Genomic DNA, 22,747 nt, shown 5'->3' with positions numbered 1-22,747 from the left:
TTTATTATTATTAAGTAAGAAAGCCGAAGCAGTGAAATGTCCTATTTGTAAATCTCGGCTAAAAAGGGTTTTCATATTCATTTAAAAATTCAAGCATTTTTGTTTTTGCAACAATTTCTTCAGGATATATACTACTGTAATTTTGTAATTTAATATGTAATTCATTCATAACGATAATTTTATATGTGTTGAGCTTCGCTATTTAACTCAAATTTCTTTACTAAGTCAAATGAAAATAATGCTGTAAAATCATTTTTAAATTATTATTTTTACCATGTTTCATGGTAATTATTATTGACAACTGATTAATATTTAGTTATGCATTACGCTTCTAGAATTTAATAATTTTTAATCTTTTTATTAAGGATGCTTAGATTTTAGTGAATTTAATATTAACTAATAAATTTATATTTATGCTTAAAGAAATAATCAATGATATAGTAAATGATAATACAAGCCCTTGATGTGGTAAGCTTGCAGTAGTAGGAGCATGTGCTGTTGGAATTTATGTAATAATACTTGATCCACCTTTGAAATTTGCTATGGCATGTGCTGCCGGTATAATGGGAACATTGGCCGCAATTAAAGTAGGAGAAGCCCGTTATAATTATTATATGGAAACAAATACCTAAGAAGGACTAATCGGGGAAGTAGAATATAATACTGAAATATAATAATAAAATATTTTTAGTGAATTTAGGGGTACTTATCTTCTAGGCTCTGTGTATTTTTTACTTAAGATTAGATTTTTAGTGAAAAGTACACAGAGCCTAAATTCATATTTATTTAAAATTAAATTTTATTACTGTTCAAATCATTTTTAAGCCTAATTTTTACTTGTTTTAAAGAACGAGGATTTGCATCCGTAACTTCAATTTCGATATTTTCCGAAATATTTATCTTAGTACCGACTACCGGAACACTACCGATTCTAGTCAGTACTAATCCTCCTATCGTATCAAACTCATCATCATCATTTTTTAGCTTTTCTCCTATTATTTCTTCAAGCACCTCTACTTCAACACGTGCATTTGAAATAATTGTTGAGTTATTAATAACCTTGAAATTATCGCTATCTAATTGCTGATCATGTTCATCATCAATTCGTCCTACTATTTCTTCTATAAGATCTTCAATAGTAACTAAACCATCAGTACCACCATACTCATCAACAACTATTGCAATATGCGTTCTCTCACGACGCATTTTTGCTAGCAAATCTAATAATTTCATAGAGGGAGCTGCAATTATATGTTTACGTATAAGCTTTTTTAAACGACCGTTCTGCTTTGTAGCCAATGCCTTGAATAAATCCTTGATATGAATGAACCCTACTACATTGTCCAAAGTACCGTCATATATAAGAGTTCGTGTATGTGGGACTTCTAACTTAATAGACTCACTTAATTCTTCTAGATTCGTAGTTAATTTTATTGCCGCAATATCAGAACGCGGTACCATTATATCCTCAATGGTCTTATCTTCTAACTTCAGTAAATTAGCTAAAATATTACGCTCGTCTAAAGTCATTTTTTGACTATTAATCTTAAGACGTTTTATGACACCAAAAAAATTATCGGGCGTTTTTGTTTTTCTAAAAAAATTTTTTATCGGAGAGAATAATTTTTGTATAGTAAAATTGTGATTTTTTTTACTGGAATCTTCTTTTTTTGAAGATTTTAACATAAATTTTTTTATTTAGTTAATAAGGGGAAGAAATATCGAAATATGATAATATTTCAATTTCTAGATTTTCCATAATATTTGCTTCTGAGTCATTTTGATGATCGAACCCGATTAAGTGTAAAATACTATGTATTAAAAGATGAATAAAGTGATTCTCAAAAGTTTTTTGTTGCTCGCACGATTCATTATATATTACCTCATAACAAAATGCTATATCACCTAAATGCACATAATCATAGTCGATTAACAATTCAAGTTTAGGGCTGACATTATTAAAACGTAAACCCTGCCAATTTAATTCGTTACTTGAAAAAGAAAGAACGTTAGTACCTTTTTCTATATTACGAAATTGTTTGTTTAAGGTCAATATTTCTGCAGTATTTGTTAGTAAGATTGATAATTCAAATTGTTTTATTTTACTAAAATTATCAAATCGCAGTAAAACATTTTGAGTTATTTTTTTGATTAAACTCTTATTTATCTGCTTATGCTCACGCCATTTGTCGTAATTTTTTATGATTTCTACATTTATCATTTTCTTAATTCCATCACATCAATGTCATTCCCGCATAAACGGAAAGGTGTTGTTGCATAGCTCGAAAAACCTATCCGATGCCATCCCCGTGTAGGCGGGGATCCAGGAAAATAACTTCAGTATTGATATAGAAGTTACATATTTGACAAAACAAACATATAAAAACAAGTTTTTTATATGTCTTACTGGATTCCCGCCTTCGCGGGAATGACATAAATCGAGCCATGCAACAACGCCAAAGAAAGATTAATCTACTCACCATACTTTAAAAATCGTTTTCTATTAATCCTTCTACCCATTCATTGGTTTTTTCTTCAGCTTTTATATCTTTAGCCATGGCTTTGTAAGCGACTCCAAACTCCTCATTAATTACATAAGGCTTTACAAGTTGTTTCATAAATTATTTACTACTATAATTTGTTTTCTGAATACCGTGGTCAAGCCACGGTATGACGCTGTCGGTAATTCTCTTTTAATTTTTGAAAATCCTCATCGGCATGGTATGAAGAACGGGTTAGTGGGCTTGCTGAAACCATCAGAAATCCTTTTGTTTTTGCTACTCGCTCTAGATATTTAAACTCTTCGGGAGTAACATATTTTGCAACTTCGGCATGATTTTTGGTAGGTTGCAGATATTGCCCGATAGTTAGAAAATCAACCTTTGCTTCCCTTAAATCATCCATAACCTGCACTACTTCGTTTATTTCTTCCCCAAGTCCTACCATCATACCGGATTTTGTGAAAATTTCAGGGGATAATTTCTTGATATTATGAAGTAAGCTTAGGGAGTTATAATATCTAGCTCCCGGCCTAATCGTTTTGTATAAAGACGGGACTGTTTCGACATTATGGTTAAAGACATCAGGCTTTGAATTAGCTATTATTTCCGCTACTCCTTCTTTTCTTAAAAAATCAGGGGTTAGAATCTCAATAGTAGTATTTGGGGATGATTTTCTAATTTCGCTAATACACTGCGCAAAGTGCGTAGCTCCGCCATCCTCAAGATCATCACGATCAACAGAAGTAATTACTACATGCTTCAAATTTAATTTCTGCACCGCTTCAGCAAGCCTTTGCGGTTCGTGTGGATCAAGTAAATCGGGTCTACCGCTTTTGACATTACAAAATCTGCAAGCTCTAGTACAAACTGAACCTAAAATCATCACGGTTGCATGTTTTTTTGACCAGCATTCACCGATATTAGGACAAGCTGCTTCCTCACACACAGTATTTAATCTCAGATTCTTTATTAAATCTTTTGTATTATAGTACTCTGCGGAACTCGGGGCTTTTACTTTTATCCAATCAGGTCGTTTAGACATCTTCCCAAACTCTACTTCTAGAGGTAATTTGTGCGTCAATCCGGTACTCGCATCCTCACGTATTTTTGTATACGCTTCGGTGGCAAGTGCTTCCGTGTTTCCTACAAATTCCTCTCTATAAGCGAATTTGGAAAGATGTCTATTTGAATCACTCATAAAACGGAAATAATTTAATTAGTTTTGTTACTTCGCTTAATACTTTCTGTTCAGCTTTATTATTATCTTCATTATTTTTTAAGCCGTCTAAAATATCTGCTACCATATGGCCGACTAATACAAAATCCTTTTCTTTAAAGCCTCTAATAGTACATGCGGGAGTACCAAGCCTAATGCCGGAAGTAATAAAAGGCGAGGTTTCATCAAACGGAATAGCATTCTTATTACACGTAATACCTGCTTTATCCAAAGAATTAGCAGCAAGCTTACCTGTGATTCCGTCTTTACGCAAATCCATTAAAACAATATGGTTATCGGTGCCGCCTGTTAATATATCATATCCTCTTTCTTGCAAGCTACTCGCTAAAGCTTTAGCATTACTTATTACCTGTTTGATACAGCTTTTATATTCAGGATGCAAGTTTTCTAAAAAAGCTACGGCTTTTGCAGCTATAACATGCATAAGCGGTCCACCTTGTAGCCCGGGAAATAAGGCAGAATTTATCTTTTTGCCTATCTCTTCATCATTAGATAAAATTAAACCGCCTCTTGGTCCACGCAGCGTTTTATGAGTAGTGGAGGTGACAGCATGAGCATAGGGGATAGGGCTTTGATGCTCACCTGTAGCAACAAGTCCTGCAATATGAGCAATATCCGCCATAAGGTAAGCTCCTACTTTATCCGCTATTTCTCTAAATTTTGCAAAATCAATATTACGAGGATAGGCAGAAAAGCCGGCTATAAGTAATTTTGGTTTATGTGAATCCGCTAAGCGTTCAATCTCATCATAATCAATTAAATAAGTTTCTTTATTAACGCTATACGGAACGGCGTTAAACCATTTACCAGAAATATTAGGGGCCGCACCATGCGTTAGATGCCCACCGCTATCTAAGGACATACCAAGAATTGTATCGCCGGGCTGTAATAAAGCAAGATATACGGCTTGGTTTGCTTGCGATCCTGAATGAGGCTGCACGTTCGCATATTTACAGTTAAATAACTTCTTTGCTCGCTCTATAGCCAAAACTTCAGCTTTATCAACTTCGACACAACCGTTATAAAAACGCTTACTCGGATACCCTTCTGCATATTTATTAGTCAGAATCGACCCTTGAGCTTCAAGCACCGCAGGACTTACGAAATTCTCTGATGCAATAAGCTCAATTACACTATTTTGACGAGCTTTTTCGTGCTTTATTATTTCATCAATTTCTTTATCCGTTTCGTGTAAATTATTATTAAAAATATTCATCTATCCTCATATGTTTTTGGTTTGTTGTGTAGTTCATTTATGTCATTCCTGCGTAGGCGGGAATCCATCATAAAGCACATTAGATGTCACCCCGTGGCTTGATCACGGGTCCAGAAAAAAACTAGAAAAGACTGGATACCGTGATCAAGTCACGGTATGACAATTAAAGATTACTGGATTCCCGCCTACGCGGGAATGACATTGGAGTCATACAGTAATTCTTATATTTTTTATAAAATTAATCGCAATTTCAAGCCCACGTCCATCTATTGAATGAGTAAGTGATGTTAATTTATGCATGCTATGAGCTATATGAAACTTAGATAAATAGTCTGCAGCATCATACATTTTACTAATACTAACCACATCATCAAGCTCCCCATGAATCAAACATATAGGAGTAAGCATATTATTAACTTCCATAGGTGGGATTACTCCTCCTGAAAAACCTATAGTACAAAAAAACTGCTCTTGCTGAATCAGAGTTAAGTATAAACCAATCATTGTACCTTGGGAAAAACCAATAATAATAGTATCTTTGTTGGTTAGATTTAGCTCCTCTTGTTTTTGCTTAATTATATCCTCAAGTTTAGAAATATTATTTGCAATTAGTTTTGCCATAACATTAAGACTGCGATCCTGCAAGCTAAACCATTGTCTGCCATAAGGCATCATATCGTAAGCCTCAATGCCGTGCGGGGAAATAAAATGACAATCAGATAAATCATTCTTAATGTAAGGGATTAACCCTATTAAATCGTGACCATCCGAACCAACGCCGTGCAGTAATACTACTAGCTTTTTTGGTGGCTGCTCTTTACTTTCTACTTCAGGATATTCTAAATATTTGCTCATATTTTTTTACAAATTTTGTTATTTGTCCGTCATTGCGAGCGACCATAGGGAGTGCGGCAATCTCAGGAATTTAGTACTGCTTCATGAGGTTGACACGTCGAGGCTTCGCCTTTCCTCGCAATGACGTTAATAATGACTTTACTCTCTTAACATCTTCTCAAGTTCGCCGCTTTGATATAATTCTTTAGCAATATCACAACCACCGACTAACTCCCCGTTAATATATAATTGCGGGAATGTAGGCCAATCGCTAAACTTTTTTAAATCTTCACGAAATGCTAGATTAACGAATACATTAATATCACGAAATTCTACGCCTAGTTTATTCAAAATAGCTACTACCGTTCCTGAAAATCCGCATTCAGGCCTTTTCTTAGTACCTTTCATGAACAATACTACTTTGTTATTTTTTATTTCATTTTCTATAAATTCAAAATTTTTATTTTCCGCCATTCAAAACCTGATATAAATATTATTTTCTAAAATATACTCTTCATAATACATCATGCAAGCACAAATAGTTAATAAAATTTTTGAGATTTTTAGAAAGCATAATACAAATCCGAAAACCGAATTAATATATAAGAATGATTTTACCTTATTAGTAGCCGTAATATTATCTGCTCAAGCAACTGATATATCAGTAAATTTAGCAACTAAATCTTTATTTAAAATTTACGATACACCGGAAAAAATTTTAGAACTTGGCGAAGAAAGGCTTAAAAAATATATAAAATCTATCGGGCTATTTAACAGTAAAGCAAAAAATATTATAGCATTGTGTAAAATATTAATAAATGATTATCAAGCTTCAGTACCGAACAACTTTAAAGATTTGATTAAATTGCCCGGCGTCGGTAGAAAAACTGCTAATGTTGTACTAAATTGCTTATTCGGCATGCCTACAATGGCAGTTGATACGCATGTATTTAGAGTATCAAAAAGGATCGGGTTTGCTAAAGGAGGTGCTCCTGAAATAGTAGAAAAAGAATTGCTACAAATTATCGATGAGAAATGGCTAATTCATGCCCATCACTGGTTAATTCTACACGGTAGATATATATGCAAAGCCCGAAAACCAGACTGTAACATCTGCCCTATTAAAGAGTATTGTGAGTATTATATTAATAAACTCACAGTAAATGAAATATATATACGGGGATCAACTTCAAAAAGAGCAAGGGGTCTATAAGTCGATGAACGGAGCGTATACTTAAATACGTGAGTACCGCAGATTTTATAAGACGACGTAGCCAATTTTTGAAGTTCATCGAGTATGCATTTTCAAGTTGACAATTTCTTGCTTACTTCATAATATCTATAGTCAATTCAGTTGAATTTGGTAACAGGCATGAGGAGCGAAGCCTATAATAATAGGTGAGTCGATGAATAACGAAGCACCAAGTTCAAATCAATTGGCTATAAACTCAATTTTATAAAGGTAAAATTTTATGCGTTCAGCACTTATAACTTCCATATTAGCTGTAGCTTTCTTAACAAGTGCTTGTAATACAATGCAAGGAGCTGGTCAAGATATGCAGGCAGCGGGTAAAAAGCTTGAGGACTCAACAGAGAACAATAAACCTAAAAAAGGTTGCGGTTGTCACTAAAATATGCTTGCCGTATAATGTCATTCCTGCGAAAGCAGGAATCTGCCATAAAGCAAGATATATCGAGTTTTTAATTTAAAAAATTGCTGTATTTATACTTTTTTTCTTGGATTTCTACTTTCGCAGGAATGACATAGAAATCATGCCACAACGCATACATCTACTTACTCTCATTCACTAATTTATATATTTCTTTCTTGCTATAAACATCTTTGAATTTCTCATAAGCAAGTTCGGTAGTGGTTTTGCTACTTAAGTTTTTACTTAAGCAAAGTTCTATAAATTTTTCTAAATTTGTTTGTTGATTTTGTTCTTGTATATTCCCTGAAATCAACAATACTATCTCACCTTTTAAAATATTATTTTGATAAAACTCTGTTATTTCATCTATATTTCCTGTTTTCGTCTCTTGATACATTTTAGTTAGCTCACGAGTTACGCATATTTCTCGGTTTCCTAGTATTTCTTTAGCTACCGATAGAGTATTTATCAAACGAGGGGCTGTTTCAAAGAAGATTAATGTGGCCTTGAGATTTACTAGTTCAGAAAAAACTTTTTTCTTACTTTCCGTAGTTTTAGGCAAAAAACCGCAAAATAAAAATCGATCAGTAGGAAGAGTCGATAAAGTTAAGGCAGTAATCGGCGCAGATACCCCTGGTACTACATCTACATGATAGTTAAGCATACGTAAATCTCTACTTAACTTATACCCTGGGTCGGAGATTAAAGGAGTTCCCGCATCGGAAATTAAGCTTACCATATTACCCGTTTTTATTAAACTTATAATATTTTCTCTATCTTTCTCATCACTATGATCATTGTAAATTTGTAATTTAGTACGAATATCATGTTTTGCTAGCAATTTTTGCGATATTCTAGTATCCTCGCATAAGATAATATCTGAATTTTTTAAAGTCGATATGGCACGAAGTGTTATATCTTCAAAATTACCAATCGGTGTTGAAACAATGTATAATCCCGGTTTGGAAAGATATCTAATCATAGTTTTTTAATTTTAAGTAATATTATGGCTAGTATAAAACATAAGATACGAATCGTTCTATCATTTTTTTGTTTGATATATTTAACGTCCTGTCAAACCCCTAAAGAAGAACCTATAAGTTTTCCTAAAAAAGAACAAAAAGAAATTGAGATTGCAATTTTAATGCCGAATCAGGGACCTGATAGTATTGTAGGTAAACAATATAAAGATCTGATTAAAATGGGACTTAACGACGGGGTAAAATCTTATATACATGTTACTTCTTACGATGGTTCAGACGAAAAAAATGTTTTAGCCGCTATGGACAAAATAGTAGCACGCAAAACCAAGGTTATTCTAGGTCCTCTATATTCTAACTTTACTTCTCTAATAGCCGAAAAAGCAAAGAAAAATGATATTATTGTAATAACTATGTCAAATAATCCGGCTCTTACAGAAGATAAATTATTTGTATTCGGTCATGCACCTTTAAAACAACTGATACGCATAGTTAATTATTACGCAAGTAACGACCATAAAGATTTTATGGCATTATTACCTAAAGGAAAGCATTCGCAGACTATTAGTCAAGTAATGCAAAATATATTGATTCAGAAAAATGCCTCATTATCACACACTGAATTCTATGAGGATAATCCTGAATCTATAGCAAAAGCCGTAAGAAATATTTCAGACAATACCGATATTATAAATGAATGTAGCGACGCGACAAAACCTGTTATTTATCTATCGGACGATCCTCAAAATTTAAACCTACTCGCTGATAGTATTCGTAAATATAATTTAGACAAAAAAGCTATTTTAGTCGGTGATAACCGTATTGATGTCGATTACTCTGAAAATATTGATATTAGCTTTACCGGTTCTTTAAATTTGCTTAATAGTAATGTTCCTGAAAGAGCAAAAGACTTGGGTATTAACCATATGGGTTTTATGCATCTTCTTGCTTATGATTTAGGTCGTATGACTGCGAACTATATAGGCAATGAATTTGCATCCGAAAGGTTTTTAAATAGATTGAACAGTAGACAGCCCTACGTTGGCTTATCAGGTAATGTCCATTTTGTCGACGCAGTAGCTCAAAGACAATATGATATAATTAGGGAAGAGGGTGGTGTATATTCTATCGTTTCAGGGAATTAGGGCGCTGCCTGCGTAAATGCTTGAGTCGTCATTGTGAGTAGCCGTAGGCTGCGTGGCAATCTTGTCAAGCATCCTGAGATTGCTTCGTCAATTACTTACGTAATTTTCTCGCAATGACTACTCGGTATCCACGTAGAAATGAAAAGAATTAATTATTTATTTTTATCATTATCTTTGCCATCGTCTTTCATGCCGTCTTTAAAAGCTTTGAGCCCCTTAGCTAGCTCAGACATGACTTGCGGTAGTTTACCAGCACCGAATAATACAAAAATAATTAGTAAGACTATTAATAAATGGCTAAGACTCATGCCCATGATATTTATTATTGTATAAGTGAAAATCTTATTATAAGATTTTTAACAAATTTAATCTAGTATATTTTATTTAGAAAATGTTCACTAAAAAACGATTGTCGGAAGTTTTGGCTACTTTCTTTTATGTAGGTAAAATCAAGTACTGCCCTGGCACTTTTGGCTCGCTTGCTGCTTTTCCTTTAACTTACTTTCTAATATATTTTATCGTTAACAACAAAATAATTATTCCTTTCTCAAACCTAACCCTAGGTGAAGCACAGCTTGTAAGTATATTTATTATAAGTTTTAGCATATGTTTGATGTTGTTAATACTTGGCATTTATTTTACTAAAATATATTTGAATTATACAAACTCAGAAGACCCTAAAGAAGTAGTAATAGACGAAGTAGTCGGACAAATGCTAACTATCATTTTAGTATTTTTTTCAGCTTTATTTGCTAATGAGTCGCATTTAGTAAGATATTTTAGTCCGCTAACAATAAATATTATGTTACTTTTCATATTGCCTTTTTGTCTATTTCGGTTTTTTGATATATTAAAACCGTGGCCTATTAATTGGTTTGATAAAAATATTAAGGGCAGTATAGGCGTTATGCTTGATGATTTGCTAGCTGCAATATTTGCTACAGTTGTACAATATGCAATTATATTTGTATTAATAGATAATGTGAGTGAGTGAAAAGATAGTATACGAAGATCAGCTTGAAAAAGAGCAAGGAATCTACAAGACGAGGAGCGGAACGTATAGTTAATACGTAGGCACCCTCGTCCTTGTAAGATGACGTAGCCAATTTTTCGAATTGATCGAGTATAACATAATATTATCATTGACTAATTTCTAATATAATAATATTATACGACAGATATTTATAAATTTTTAAAGAGATATTTTTCATGTTCGCAGTTATAAAGGCAGGTGGAAAACAATATAAAGTAGGCCAAAATAGCGTTATTAAGGTCGAAAAAATTGAAGGAGAACTTGGGGCAAAGATTCAACTTGATCAAGTTTTAATGATAGGTGAGCATTCAAAGCCTTCTTTTATTGGTACTCCTATGGTTAAAGGAGCCGTTGTCACAGCTCAAATTACTAATCAGTTTAAAGATAATAAGATTATAGTTTTTAAGAAAAAGCGTAGAAAAAATTATCGTCGTAAATCCGGTCATCGCCAAGAATTGACGGAATTAAAAATATTAGATATTACCAAGCAATAAAGGAGTTATAAAATGGCAACCAAAAAAGCCGGCGGTAGTTCTAGGAACGGAAGAGACTCGGCAGGCCGAAGACTGGGAGTTAAAAAAGCTGACGGACAATATGTAATACCAGGCAATATTATAGTTAGGCAGCGCGGTACAAAAATTCACCCTGGAATAAATGTAGGGCTTGGCAAAGATCATACAATTTTTGCTTTGAGAGAAGGTAGAGTAGAATTTTTAACTAAGCGAAATCAAAAAGTCGTAAATGTTAAAGAAGTTGCAAGTGCTTAAGTATTGCGGTTTGATCTACTAGTGTTACGTGGAACGAAGAATACTTTTTATGTCATTCCTACGTGGTATTGTTGCGTGGATATAAAAAAGCACTCAGTGTCATACCGTGGCTTGACCACGGTATCCAAAAAATAATAAAAAATACTAATAATTTTAGTATTTTTAACTGGATCTCGGGATCAAGTCGCGAGGAATACGACAAAGGAAGAATCAAGCCACGCAACAATGTCTGTAAGTAAGCTAAATGACAACAAGCGGAAATTAATTATATAATATTCTATTAGGCTTCCTAGTCTATGGCCTTAATAATTCAAAAATTCGGCGGCACTTCCGTTGCAAATATCGACAGAATAAAAAAAATTGTTCCTATTGTAAAAGCCGAAATAGCTAAAAATAACCGAGTAATCGTGGTAGTTTCAGCTATGGCTGGGGTTACTAATCAGCTTATTACACTGTGCAATGAAGTATCAAGCCTCAATCAAACTTCGCAATTTGCAGAATATGATGCAGCACTTTCTAGTGGCGAAATAGTAACCGCTTCATTACTTGCATTAGCTCTGCAAGAAGAGGGCATCAAGGCACGATCATTTTTAGCGTGGCAATTACCGATCCTCACCGATAATAATCATAGTAAAGCTTTAGTGGAATCAATTAATACAGATTTACTAGAAAAATATTTACGGCTAAATACTATCCCTATAATAGCCGGTTTTCAAGGAATTAACAAATTCAATAGGTTATCCACTTTAGGTAGGGGCGGATCCGATACTACTGCCGCTTTAATCGCCGCAGCTATGAAAGCCGATAGATGTGATATTTATACTGATGTAGAGGGAATATTTACTGCTGACCCAAGAATTATTCCAAATGCAAAGAAGATAAAGGAAATAGATTTTTTAGAAATGTTAGAACTAGCTTCAAGTGGGGCAAAAGTATTACACCCTAGAGCCGTAGAGTTAGTAATGCGATATAAGATAAATATGCGTGTTCTTTCAACATTTTCACCAAATACAGAAGGTACATTAATTACTTCAAGGAGTAGGGATACAAGACCTCTTTCGGAAAGAGGATTTAGTGGGAAATTTGAAAGAGACACTTCACCTCGCACCGCAACGTACAAAGAAGTACGTGAGGATACGAGTCTAGGCTCAACATACAAATTACCCTTAGAAGTAGAATTTCAAAAGAGGTCTAATATGGAAGATGGCGTTATTAGCGGTATTGCCTCTAATAAAAATTTATTAAAAATATCTATAAAGAGTGTTTCGTTAAATTTTCTTCAAATTGCAAATATGATTACACAAAACAATAATCATATTGAGTTTATGCAAGAGATAAAAAGTAATGAGGAATGTAGTTTTATTACAAATTTAACCGATAAAGATAATATACAAACTTTACTTACTAATTTAAAAGATGATAAGCAAATACAACATTTTACTTTTGATACCGAAATTGCTACAATCTCACTTATTGGTTATGGGATTAAAAATGATTATAAATTACTTGGAACGATATTAGCAAAGTTAACGGAAGATAATATAAATGTTAGCATGATGCAATTATCAGAAGTTAAAATTACCTTATTAATAAATGATCAGGATGCAGAGAAAACAATTTTTAATTTATATGATATTTTTAAAATATTTTAGATTCTGCATCTGAAATTTAATTTATGTCTTAAGTTATTTTATGTTTAAATTATACGATTTCGAAAAGACAGAGCTCTTATTTCTGAAAAATTTTATAATTTGTGACAAAAAAAGTTAAGATAGGTTAATTTAAATTTCATATATAAGACCTAAATACTTAATTAAATAGCTTAAATTTATTATTTTCATTATAATTAACTTCTATTTACCATTTATTAGTTATATATTAATAAATAAGTCTAAGGGGCTATTTATAAAGTTATTTTAAAACTAATTAAATTCTTTTTTGCTGTAAATTATAAGATTTTTTTGAAATAGGAGTATCATTCTATCAAAAATCTTATTAATTTTTGCTATAAAATCTCTTTAATTATCAATTAAAATAACTTTATAGGTGGTTTTTTAAAAAATCAAAAATTCTTATCATTTGGAAATAAATTATTTTAACTCTCAATTTTTAGGAGTAAATTTTACAGGAAAAAATAATGAGCGAAGATATAAGGTCAAAAGAAAGATTTAATCGAATTAACGATATATCAGAAACAAATAAAGATGATTTAGATTTAAAAAAAATTAGAGATAATTTAGAAATATTTGTACAAAATGTGTTAGGAGAGGAAAACATAACCCCATATGAGTTAAGTAGAAGAACAAATACTCATGAAACACTATGGAAAAATGTCGTAGACGGTCGCACACAAAAACCTGACACCGGAGCAATTGTCGCTCTTGCAGATTATAAAAATGCTCCACTAGATGAAGTAATAGGCAGGGACATAAATAAAGAAAAAAAGATATCGGTAGAAATAAAACAAACCTCGGAAATATCAGCATCTATAACTAAACTACCAAAAGACATACTTCAAGAAGCCATGTTGATAGGAGAAAAAACTAAAGGATTTATACATAAACCGACAACTAAAAAAACAGAATCTTTTACTGAACAAGTTAAAAGCTCTAGTAAACCCAAAGTGAGATCTATCTAAATAAAAATATGTTTTTCAATATTGATCCTAATATCAAACCTAAAACTTTACTTGATATTTTAAAATGGAAAATAACTTCAAAAAGACCAAAATGGCCAACAACACTGCCACTTACTTCTACTGATATTCCACCACAAAAAATAACTAATAATGAGACTATAAGAGTAAGTTATGTAGGGCATGTAACCTTTTTAATTCAAATAGACGGTTTAAATATCTTAACTGATCCAGTATGGTCGGAGCTGGTTAGTCCTTTTACTTTTGCAGGACCAAAGAGAGTAGTTAAACCCGGTATTAATTTTACCGATTTACCTAAAGTAGATGTTATATTAATAAGCCATAATCACTATGATCATTTAGACATCAGAACAATTAAAGATTTATGGGTACGAGATAAGCCTAAGATTATTACACCGCTAATAAATGACATAGTAATCAAAAAACATATTAGCGGTGCAGAAATTGTTACTTTAGGGTGGGGAGAATCATATAAAGATCAGAAGAATAGTATAGAAGTCTGTTTAGAGCCGGCACAGCATTGGTCAGCTAGAGGAGTATTTGATAAAAATAAAGCCCTATGGGGAACTTTTATCATTAAAACTAAAATAGGAGATATTTGTTTTATAGGTGATTCGGGTTATAACGATACTCTTTTTAAAGAGATCGGAAAAAAACATAATATTTTAATAAGCCTTATTCCGATAGGTGCTTATGAACCAAGATGGTTTATGAAACCGGTGCATATGAATCCTGAAGAAGCCGTATTTACTCATTTGGACTTAAGTTCTAAATACTCTATAGCTAGTCATTTTGATGTCTTTCAATTAGCTGATGAAGCTTTTAACGCGGCTCCTTTGGAACTCCGACAAGCTATGAAAACGCATAATATTGATGAAAATAATTTTATTATTCCTGAAATAAGTGAGTTTTTCCTATTTGATGAAAACGGTTTAGAATCTATAAAACATCTGCAGTAATTATAACAGGTGCGTATTTTCTTTTTTCTTCAATTAAATATTCCTGACGTCTTTCAGCAATAAAATCATCTACTATAGAAATATTTTTATCAATAGGTAGACGAAGATCAACTTCAAAAAGGGCAAGGAATCCACAAGGCAAGGAGCGGGGCGTATACTTAATACGTGAGCACCGTAGCTCTTGTAGGATGACGTAGCCAATTTTTGAAGTTCATCGAGTATATTCTCCATTATTTTTACTAAACAACATAGTCATAGAATAAGCAAGTACGGCAAACATGCAAAGATATAAAATTGGAAATAGGTTAAAACCAAATGACTTTATTACCTTTGCACAAATATAATTAGCAGTACCGGACATTAACATTGAGCCGATATTATGTCCTAAACTTATAACACGGTAACGTTCCTTAACTACAAAAGACTTAATAACTATACTATGAGCAAGGGCATTAAAAGGAGCGACCGATGCAGCTAACATTAAACTAGCTGCAAACCCTAAATTAGTCATTTGATATTTTACTGCTATCATAAAAAATACACTTGCCGTAATAGTACATATAAATGCGGTTTTTAATACCAAATTAACTCCTAAGCGGTCAGAAATAAAGCCGACAATTGGCATGCAAATAGCAAAGCATATTACTATTAAGACTGAAAAAGAGCTCATAATAATACCGATTGAAGGTAATACAATCGGTAAATATTGCTTCATAAAGATGATCGTAATTTGATATGTTGCTCCAAAACCTCCAGCTAAGAATATAAGAGGTAAGATATTCTTCCATTGCTTTTTAATTATAAAACTAAGTTTTTCAATAGAATCTTGCCTATCGTGCGCTTCTTTAAATTCCGGCGTTTCATCAAATTTCTGACGATAATAAAGAGTTATTAATGCAAGGGGTAAACTTAGCAAAAACGGAATACGCCAACCCCACTCCGGAAAAATATGAGAATCAAAGAAATTAGTTGCACCAATCCCACATAATAAACCCATTACTCCTGTACATCTAGTTACTGCTGAGGCAGTAAATCGGTATTTTGCTCCTAAATGTTCAATGACGTAAATTGCTGCTCCGTCATATTCCCCCCCGATAAAAATACCTTGCATGAAGCGACATACAACTAAAATTATTGTACTCCAAACTCCTATAGAAGAATAATCAGGTAATAAACCGATTATTAAGGTAGGAATTACAATGCCGATAATCGTAAAACTTAACGCTTTCTTTCGGCCGTATATATCTCCTATGCGTCCAAAAATATAAGCACCGATAGGCTTTGATAAATATGCTGCTGCATAAACGGCAAAAACATTTACAAGCTTTGTTAATGGATCAGTATCAGCTGAAAAGAATTTATCGGCAATAATTGCCGCTGAAAAACCGTATAAACTATAGTCGTAATACTCAATGATAGTTCCTAAAAAAGCACCGAGAACTTTATTGCTTGATTTTGTTTGTTTCATTTTAAAGGTGGTATGTCTTTTTTTGAAAGCAGTTCTATTATGTCATTCCCACGTGGATATAAAAAAGCACTCGATGTCATACCGTGGCTTGACCACGGTATCCATAAAAGTAACTTAAGATACTAATAATTTAATATCTTAAGCTGGGTCCCGCGATCAGGTCGCGGGATTACAAAGGAAGAATTGATCCACGCAACAATGCCACGCGGGAATGACATAGGTATACATGACCGCTTTGGCCGTTACTTAAAATCCTTCAAAGACCTTTATGTAAAGGTGGACTTCATATATCTAAACTGAATTAGTATTAGACAGGGACGATGTCCTAAAAGTTAGTGGTAGTCCTAGGTTAATATTAAGCTCACGAACCAAGCAGCCAAGAGCTAATATATCACTTTCCCATTTTATGTGCAAGGTTTTCTAGATAACCCGCTATAGTAGTTAAGGTTTCTGCAAATTTTTCTTCGTCGTGGTGATTTTTTTGAAAGCCGTTTTTATTAAGCCTTTCTGTTAAGCTGGCTATTTCAGCCTGAGCATTAAGGGATGCCATGACTAATAATAGCTCAAAAGAGGCTGTGGGACTCTCAAGTTTAATTTCAGTTATTTTGTCATTCAATTTATTCGCTAAAGATAGTAATTCTTCCTCATCTCCATTATTACAATATAATTGAAAACTCTTGTTATTTAATGTTACCGTAACAATTGACATAATTATTTTTGCTGTTTTTTTATTTCTTCAAGTTCATTAATATAAATGTTAATTTGATCTAGCATTTTTATATAATTATCTTTTAATTCTTTATTTTCGTTTTGTAACTTCTGAATCTCATTTTGCTTAGTTACAAGTGTATTTAACACTTCATTAAGCCTATGCTCGACTTCTTCCATTAATTTTTTTAGACTGCTTACATAACTTGCTTCTAAAGATAATTTGTACGTCGAGCTGGTACTCGCATCCTCATGTACTGAAGTGTGCGCTGCGGCGCTGCGTTTCGTGTCCCCTTTAAATTTCTCTTTATTAGCTTCGTTCTGTAAGCAGTCTAATATTTCACTATCCATTTTTTCTAAGCATTAATTATGAATGGATGACTTACAATAATAATCGATAACATTGTAATAGATATAAGTACTAATTGTTTTTTACGTTTATAATTTATCAACGCCGTAGCTCTTTTATTATTTAATAATTTTTCTGTCTCGTTCTGTTTAGTAGCTTCTAGCTGCTCTGCATTTCGATCTTTTACATTAAGATAATCTAAGTATAATTTTAAGTAACCTCTTACGTATACTTCTCCCGGTAAAACATCAAAATCACCATCTTCTAAAGCTACTAAATATTTTTTTCTAATTTTTAAATCACTAGATACCTGATTTAAAGTTTTACCTGAATCTAATCTAATTTGCTTAAGCATTGACGACATAATTTACTCAAGTTTTTGTAAGAATATTTCAAACTTCTTGTTTGCTAAAATAATTATATTTAAGTCTATAATTTCTTGAGATTTAATTTCTTTAATAAAATCAAGAAAATTTCTAACTAAGTTATTATTATTATCAATCCATAGATCTAAATCAATAGTTGTTTTAGATTTATTAATTATTTTTATTAATAATCTCCGTTGTTTGTCATATAAATCATCTTTTAGCGATTGAATTCCAAGACGACGCCAAAATGAATCGTTCAATTGCTTATCGCAAGCTTTACGTAACCAATCAAGACTAAACATATCACTTATTGAAAAATAGAGCTTTGCTGTATCTTTGTCACTCCCTGAAGTCTGTTTTGTTATATATATAATGTCAAATACTGAGATTAAATTGTCAAATGTAGCGATAGTAGCAGCAAATGATTCATCTACTCCACTAGTTGTATAATAATTTAATTTTTCTTCAAATCTTATTTTAGTTTCTCCGGCTAATAAAGTACCTATCGTTTTTCTTAAGTTTTGTGCAGGAATTCTAAACTCTTCTATAGTTTCACTAATATTAATAGGATGTTTTAAATTTTTAATAAACCAAGAAATACCCCGGCGCATTAATTTCGTTATTTCAGTAAACATATCAATTTTTACATTGTAATCAATATTAGTGGATAAATTGCTCACTGTTTCCCATATGTCATCAAGATCAAAGATTTCACAAATAATGGTATATGACCTTATTATATCGCAAAGAGGGGCCCCAATCTCACGCTTTACAATGCTAATAAGCGGCCCTCCAAGCTGATTAATTATTTTATTTATAGTAACGGTTTTAATAATCTCATGTTTGAGAGGATGAGCTAAAATTTCATTACGAAACTTTTTTTGCATCATTTCCGGAAAATAATCTATAAGATATGAATCAAAATATTTATCATGGGAAAAAGTAGAATTAAGTAACTCGTGATAAGCCGACCTTTTACTATATGATAGCAGTAAGCAAAGCTCAGGGCGAGTTAATACTTCACCGCTTATAGCTCTTCTATTCAGTTCTTCTGCACTAGGCAAGAATTCATTTTCCCGTTCTAATACTTTTTCTTCTTCTAAAATGTCTATAAATTGACTAAGTATATTAACGGTTAAAGTAGGAGATAATTGCATAATCGTTATTGCTTCGGTTTGCTTATAATTATCAAGCAATACTAACTCTTCAACTTGCTTTGTCATATCGTTTAGAAGTTTATTACGTTCTTCTAAAGTAATTTTTCCTGAGGTTACCGCACTGCTTAAAGCAATTTTAATATTTACTTCATGATCGGAGCAATCAACACCTGCCGAATTATCAATAAAATCGGCATTTATGCGTCCGCCTTTTTTAGCATATTCAACTCTACCTCTTTGTGATACACCAACATTACCGCCTTCTGCTATAACCTTTGCCCTAATTTCTTCACCGTTACATCTAAGACTATCATTTGCTTTATCACCGATTTCTAAATTATTTTCTGTTTTAGCTTTGATATAAGCGCCTATTCCACCATTCCACAACAAATCAACATCTGCCTTTAGAATACTTCTTATTAATTCCTCCGGTGATATTTCATTATAATCTATATCAAGTAATTTTTTAATTTCCGGCGATAATTTTATTAATTTACTGCTACGTTCAAATACTTCGCCTCCCTTAGAAATAAGCTGAAGGTTATAATCCGACCAATTAGAACCTTTCAGCTCAAATAAACGTAACCGTTCATTAAAACTTATCAAGGAATCAGGAGTAGGATCAATAAATATATGCTTATGGTTAAAGGCGGCAACTAATTTAATAGCCCCTGATCTTAGCATACCGTTACCGAATACATCTCCCGACATATCTCCTATACCCACGACGGTAATAGGGTCTTTTTGGACATCTAACCCTAAAGTCTTAAAGTGATTAGTTACGGAAATCCAAGCTCCTTTAGAAGTAATAGCCATTTTTTTATGATCATAGCCGGCAGAACCACCAGAAGCAAAAGCATCATCAAGCCAGTAATTATACTCTCTTGCTACACTATTAGCATAATCCGAAAACGAGGATGTACCTTTATCGGCAGCAACCACTAAATAAGGGTCTTCTTTATCATAAATAATAACGTCTTTCGGATGTACTACTATACCATCAACGATATTATCAGTTATGTCTAATAAACCTCTGAGGAAATTCTTATAGCATTCTACCACTTTTTCCATATATTCATCACGAGTAAGCCTTTCCTCAGTAAAATGAACATAAAAACCTCCTTTAGAGCCAACAGGGACAATAACAGAATTCTTCGTCATTTGTGCTTTCATAAGCCCAAGGACCTCAAGCCTATAATCTTCTGCTCTATCCGACCATCTAAGCCCTCCGCGCGATACCGGACCGCCTCTTAAATGAACGGCTTCAAAATTTCTAGAATAAACAAATGCTTCGGCAAACGGAACAGGTTTAGGTAAATGGGGGACTCTAGAGGAATCGAATTTAAATGAAAAAACATGTTTATGCGGTTGATAGTAATTTGTTCTAGTAATGGCATTAATTATACCAAACATACTACGTAGTACTTTATCTTCACTACTCATATCAACGGTTGCTAAGTAATTATTTAGTTTATCTTTAATTACGTCACAATTATTATCGGAATGTTTAGGATTAAATTTTATATCAAAAAGATTTACCAACATTTTTGTATATTCGGGATGTTTAAGTAGCGTTAGTTGCACATAACCTTTACCGTAACTAAATCCCGTCTGATGTAAATATCTTGTTAAAGCTTTTACTAATTTAACTTGTTTCCAATTAAAACCGGCAAGCACTATCAGTTTACTTAAAGAATCATTAGCAAGCATCCCAAGCGCCATTTTATCTAAAGCTTCTTCAACATTTATTTTTAATTCGGTAATATTATCTTTTACCGGTATGATAGAAGTTAAGATAAAATTATATATCCAGCTTTCTTTGATTTCGAGGGCCTCCTTAATTGCAAAAGTTTGTTCATCAATTGCTTTAAAACCTAAATTTTCGATTGGCGGTAATATGTTAGAAAGGGCAAGTTTTACTTTTGGACTATATATTTTTAAGTAAAATTCCGTTTCATTTACAGAAACTAAATTAAACATATATTTTTGTGATTTGCTCGCTTCCGTTAGATATTCAATATCTACTAAAGCTATTTCAGGGGAAAATTTTTGCCTATAGTCTACCGGAAAAACATTATCAAAAAGCTTTAAATTAATACCTGCTTGATATTCGCCGAATTTTTTAGAAAGCTTGAAATAAAAATCTTCACTCCAGCATGTAGAAATATGATCTAAATCTTGTTGTATTATTTCTGCTTCAAAATTTATTTTATGTTCACCTTGTGCTTCAAGCGTTACAAAAAGATAAGAAAAATTACCAGCTACTTCAGTGATATAATTAGATAAAATTTTACTACCGAATTTTTCCGCTAAATAACAATCTATAATATTGTGTATTTCAGCCGTTAAACGCTCTCTCGGTAAGAAAATTATAATATTAAGAAAAGAGCTCGACCAATCATATTGGATAAACAATTTAAGCTTTTTACTCATCATACTTGAAAGCATATGAAGACACATACAATATAAATCGCCTTGATCAATTTGTATTAAAGCTTCTCTCGGTAACGATTCTATTAAAATTCTTAACTTATCAGCATTATAACCAGATAATGCAAAACCGGCTTTCTCAATTACAAAATTAAATTTTTGTCTTAAGATGGGAATATTACTTATTGAATGGTAATACATATTTGAATTATATATACCGAAAATTATACTTCCTGAAATATATTTACCCGAAGAGTCAAATTTTTTGACCAAGATATAGTCGATTAAATTATCTGAATGGATAAGCGACGCACTATTTATTTTACCGAGTATTATTAATTGATTTTTATATAAAGGATTAGCAGAACATTTTATAATATCATCAATCTCGTCTTTTACTTCTTGCCATATTTTTGCTGCTCCTATTTCATTGCTTAATTTTAAAGATTTTACCTCAAAATCAAGAGTTCCTAATAAAACCAAATTATCGTTTTGTAACCAATGCAAGAATTCTTTGGCCTCTTCAGAATTTAATTTATCATTACCAATTATATTTTTAGATAAATCTTGTAATTTTGTGAGTAATTGCAGTAAATGGCTATAGCTTTGCTCTAACCCTTCTAATCTTTCATTTATAGCCTCAGTTAAAAATGTAGTAGTTTTATCGTCAAAATTTCCTAAAATGGTTAAATGTAGTATCGATTCTGATTTTTCATCCGGTGTAGAATTTTCTAATATTTTTTCTAATTCTCCTTTACTATTTCGAATGCAGTTTATTACCGGATGGAGTAAAAACTTAGTTTGCAAATTCATGTTTTTAAGCAAACATATGATAAAATCAACAATGTGTGGTTTATTATCAAGTAATATCAAGACATTTATTGCCGGATCATTTTCTATAACCACCTTTGTTATTGCTATTTTTCTCGCTCTTTCTAACCTTTGCCTAAAAAACTTAAAGGCTTCATCTGCAAAATTTTGGAATAATTTTTCTTTATTCTCAAAATCATAATCTATAGGAATATAATTTAAAAATTTTTGAACAAAATCTATATATATGGAACTTGACTCACGTTTTTTGCTAAATTCTAGGATTTTAGTTTTATAATTCGGAATTTGGCAATTTAAACGACTAAAAGTTAAAGAGATTGTTTTTGGGGTCATGATTTTCTCAAGTAATAATAATATGATTATTTCTTTTGTTAGGTTCTGCGAACAAAATTTAAAATATATTATTTTAAATTTTGTTCGCAGAACCTATTATATTATATTAAATAACTTAAGCAA

Annotated in this window: 25 protein-coding genes, 1 other RNA gene and 1 pseudogene; 9 read left to right on the top strand and 18 right to left on the bottom strand. The window is 32.3% G+C overall.

The features are described 5' to 3' along the window. Positions 1-58: 58 nt before the first annotated feature. From AAGD46_RS01475 to grxD, 9 genes and pseudogenes are all read right to left on the bottom strand, one after another. Complete coding sequence (locus tag AAGD46_RS01475) at positions 59-169, bottom strand: nucleoside triphosphate hydrolase (RefSeq protein WP_341787490.1); 111 nt, start codon at positions 167-169, stop codon at positions 59-61. 623 nt (positions 170-792) lie between these two features. Continuing rightward, on the bottom strand, positions 793-1,686 hold the full coding sequence (gene tlyC, locus AAGD46_RS01470) for a hemolysin C (protein WP_341787489.1): 894 nt from the start codon (positions 1,684-1,686) through the stop codon (positions 793-795). Positions 1,687-1,702: 16 nt separating this feature from the next. After that, positions 1,703-2,221, bottom strand: a complete 519-nt coding sequence (ybeY, locus tag AAGD46_RS01465; protein WP_341787488.1) for an rRNA maturation RNase YbeY — start codon at positions 2,219-2,221, stop codon at positions 1,703-1,705. Positions 2,222-2,486: 265 nt separating this feature from the next. Next, a complete protein-coding gene (locus AAGD46_RS01460) occupies positions 2,487-2,618 on the bottom strand; it encodes a hypothetical protein (RefSeq protein WP_341787487.1) in 132 nt (43 codons plus the stop codon). A gap of 40 nt (positions 2,619-2,658) precedes the next feature. Next, a complete protein-coding gene (lipA, locus tag AAGD46_RS01455) occupies positions 2,659-3,543 on the bottom strand; it encodes a lipoyl synthase (RefSeq protein WP_410525953.1) in 885 nt (294 codons plus the stop codon). Next, positions 3,531-3,684 (bottom strand): annotated as a pseudogene (locus AAGD46_RS08565) (palindromic element RPE1 domain-containing protein); the annotation flags it as partial. The gene lipA and the pseudogene AAGD46_RS08565, both read right to left, overlap by 13 nt. A gap of 7 nt (positions 3,685-3,691) precedes the next feature. After that, positions 3,692-4,954 carry a serine hydroxymethyltransferase gene (gene glyA / locus AAGD46_RS01450; RefSeq protein ID WP_341787485.1) on the bottom strand — a complete coding sequence of 421 codons (1,263 nt, stop codon included), beginning with the start codon at positions 4,952-4,954 and terminating at the stop codon, positions 3,692-3,694. Between the two features lie 207 nt (positions 4,955-5,161). Next, positions 5,162-5,809 (bottom strand): dienelactone hydrolase family protein, encoded by a 648-nt coding sequence (locus AAGD46_RS01445; protein WP_341787484.1) that lies wholly within the window; start codon positions 5,807-5,809, stop codon positions 5,162-5,164. Positions 5,810-5,947: 138 nt separating this feature from the next. Continuing rightward, entirely contained in the window at positions 5,948-6,262 is a 315-nt protein-coding gene (grxD, locus tag AAGD46_RS01440) for a Grx4 family monothiol glutaredoxin (protein WP_341787483.1), read from the bottom strand. A 52-nt stretch (positions 6,263-6,314) separates the two neighbouring features. Here grxD and nth point away from each other — a divergent pair, with 52 nt between their 5' ends. Beyond that, positions 6,315-7,001, top strand: coding sequence for an endonuclease III (gene nth, locus AAGD46_RS01435; protein WP_341787482.1), 687 nt, complete (start codon positions 6,315-6,317; stop codon positions 6,999-7,001). Positions 7,002-7,260: 259 nt separating this feature from the next. Further along, positions 7,261-7,419, top strand: a complete 159-nt coding sequence (locus tag AAGD46_RS01430) for an entericidin A/B family lipoprotein (protein WP_341787481.1) — start codon at positions 7,261-7,263, stop codon at positions 7,417-7,419. 160 nt (positions 7,420-7,579) lie between these two features. Here the strand turns inward: AAGD46_RS01430 and rsmI are convergent, their stop codons facing one another. Beyond that, on the bottom strand, positions 7,580-8,422 hold the full coding sequence (gene rsmI, locus AAGD46_RS01425) for a 16S rRNA (cytidine(1402)-2'-O)-methyltransferase (RefSeq protein WP_341787480.1): 843 nt from the start codon (positions 8,420-8,422) through the stop codon (positions 7,580-7,582). 24 nt (positions 8,423-8,446) lie between these two features. Here rsmI and AAGD46_RS01420 point away from each other — a divergent pair, with 24 nt between their 5' ends. Beyond that, entirely contained in the window at positions 8,447-9,565 is a 1,119-nt protein-coding gene (locus AAGD46_RS01420; RefSeq protein ID WP_341787479.1) for a penicillin-binding protein activator, read from the top strand. 152 nt (positions 9,566-9,717) lie between these two features. On the opposite strand, the gene AAGD46_RS01415 is transcribed toward AAGD46_RS01420, so the two are convergent. Continuing rightward, complete coding sequence (locus AAGD46_RS01415) at positions 9,718-9,879, bottom strand: Sec-independent protein translocase subunit TatA (RefSeq protein ID WP_341787478.1); 162 nt, start codon at positions 9,877-9,879, stop codon at positions 9,718-9,720. Between the two features lie 77 nt (positions 9,880-9,956). Here AAGD46_RS01415 and AAGD46_RS01410 point away from each other — a divergent pair, with 77 nt between their 5' ends. The 6 genes from AAGD46_RS01410 to AAGD46_RS01385 all read left to right on the top strand — a co-directional run bounded on the left by AAGD46_RS01410 (position 9,957) and on the right by AAGD46_RS01385 (position 14,980). Next, on the top strand, positions 9,957-10,559 hold the full coding sequence (locus AAGD46_RS01410; RefSeq protein ID WP_341787477.1) for a phosphatidylglycerophosphatase A: 603 nt from the start codon (positions 9,957-9,959) through the stop codon (positions 10,557-10,559). A gap of 215 nt (positions 10,560-10,774) precedes the next feature. Continuing rightward, positions 10,775-11,092, top strand: coding sequence for a 50S ribosomal protein L21 (gene rplU, locus AAGD46_RS01405; RefSeq protein ID WP_341787476.1), 318 nt, complete (start codon positions 10,775-10,777; stop codon positions 11,090-11,092). Positions 11,093-11,104: 12 nt separating this feature from the next. Further along, positions 11,105-11,365 carry a 50S ribosomal protein L27 gene (rpmA, locus tag AAGD46_RS01400; protein ID WP_341787475.1) on the top strand — a complete coding sequence of 87 codons (261 nt, stop codon included), beginning with the start codon at positions 11,105-11,107 and terminating at the stop codon, positions 11,363-11,365. A gap of 296 nt (positions 11,366-11,661) precedes the next feature. Then, positions 11,662-13,017, top strand: coding sequence for an aspartate kinase (locus AAGD46_RS01395; protein ID WP_341787474.1), 1,356 nt, complete (start codon positions 11,662-11,664; stop codon positions 13,015-13,017). A 485-nt stretch (positions 13,018-13,502) separates the two neighbouring features. Beyond that, the gene (locus AAGD46_RS01390) at positions 13,503-14,003 is read left to right on the top strand and encodes an XRE family transcriptional regulator (RefSeq protein WP_341787473.1); all 501 of its coding nucleotides are present in this window, start codon (positions 13,503-13,505) and stop codon (positions 14,001-14,003) included. An 8-nt stretch (positions 14,004-14,011) separates the two neighbouring features. Continuing rightward, a complete protein-coding gene (locus AAGD46_RS01385) occupies positions 14,012-14,980 on the top strand; it encodes an MBL fold metallo-hydrolase (RefSeq protein ID WP_341787472.1) in 969 nt (322 codons plus the stop codon). On the opposite strand, the gene AAGD46_RS01380 is transcribed toward AAGD46_RS01385, so the two are convergent. The 7 genes from AAGD46_RS01380 to AAGD46_RS01350 form a co-directional block, all read right to left on the bottom strand. Beyond that, complete coding sequence (locus tag AAGD46_RS01380; protein ID WP_341787471.1) at positions 14,961-15,122, bottom strand: hypothetical protein; 162 nt, start codon at positions 15,120-15,122, stop codon at positions 14,961-14,963. The two genes, AAGD46_RS01385 and AAGD46_RS01380, sit on opposite strands and share 20 nt — an antisense overlap. A gap of 69 nt (positions 15,123-15,191) precedes the next feature. After that, on the bottom strand, positions 15,192-16,448 hold the full coding sequence (locus AAGD46_RS01375) for an MFS transporter (RefSeq protein WP_341787470.1): 1,257 nt from the start codon (positions 16,446-16,448) through the stop codon (positions 15,192-15,194). Between the two features lie 223 nt (positions 16,449-16,671). Then, a non-coding RNA gene (ssrS, locus tag AAGD46_RS01370) (6S RNA) lies at positions 16,672-16,830 on the bottom strand. 9 nt (positions 16,831-16,839) lie between these two features. Then, complete coding sequence (locus AAGD46_RS01365) at positions 16,840-17,157, bottom strand: cell division protein ZapA (protein WP_341787469.1); 318 nt, start codon at positions 17,155-17,157, stop codon at positions 16,840-16,842. A 2-nt stretch (positions 17,158-17,159) separates the two neighbouring features. Then, a complete protein-coding gene (locus tag AAGD46_RS01360) occupies positions 17,160-17,507 on the bottom strand; it encodes a palindromic element RPE1 domain-containing protein (protein WP_341787468.1) in 348 nt (115 codons plus the stop codon). A gap of 5 nt (positions 17,508-17,512) precedes the next feature. Continuing rightward, entirely contained in the window at positions 17,513-17,869 is a 357-nt protein-coding gene (locus AAGD46_RS01355; RefSeq protein ID WP_341787467.1) for a helix-turn-helix domain-containing protein, read from the bottom strand. 3 nt (positions 17,870-17,872) lie between these two features. Next, on the bottom strand, positions 17,873-22,624 hold the full coding sequence (locus AAGD46_RS01350; protein ID WP_341787466.1) for an NAD-glutamate dehydrogenase: 4,752 nt from the start codon (positions 22,622-22,624) through the stop codon (positions 17,873-17,875). Positions 22,625-22,747: the final 123 nt, after the last annotated feature.

The organism is Rickettsia endosymbiont of Cantharis rufa (genome assembly GCF_964026445.1).
In the GTDB taxonomy this organism is placed as follows: domain Bacteria; phylum Pseudomonadota; class Alphaproteobacteria; order Rickettsiales; family Rickettsiaceae; genus Rickettsia.
This window is presented reverse-complemented; position numbering and strand designations above follow the sequence as displayed.